Genomic DNA, 346 nt, shown 5'->3' with positions numbered 1-346 from the left:
TCCTTACCTTAAAGAACCTGCCTTTGCAGTGCTCACACAGATTGTCTGATGAAAAGTAAATAGCAAGGCGTCTTGCGATTGAGACTGTACGTCCCCTTCGTCTAGAGGCCCAGGACACCGCCCTTTCACGGCGGTAACAGGGGTTCGAATCCCCTAGGGGACGCCACTTGCTGGTTCGTGAGTGAAAGTCACCTGCCGTCATATCTCAAAACTGACTTGCGAGTCATGTTTGAGATATTTGCTCTTTAAAAATCTGGATCAAGCTGAAAATTGAAACGACACACATTTAATGTGTGTTCGAGTCTCTCAAATTTTCGCAATCAGAAGTGAAACATCTTCGGGTTGT

General features: G+C 46.0%; 1 tRNA gene. It reads left to right on the top strand.

From position 1 onward, the window contains the following. Positions 1-90 precede the first annotated feature (90 nt). A tRNA-Glu gene (locus HX884_RS26840) sits at positions 91-166 on the top strand. Positions 167-346 lie beyond the last annotated feature (180 nt).

It is taken from the genome of Enterobacter sp. SECR19-1250, assembly GCF_013391025.1.
Lineage (GTDB): Bacteria > Pseudomonadota > Gammaproteobacteria > Enterobacterales > Enterobacteriaceae > Enterobacter > Enterobacter cloacae.
Note: the sequence above shows the minus strand (reverse complement) of the source record. Positions and strands in the feature narration are given on the sequence as shown.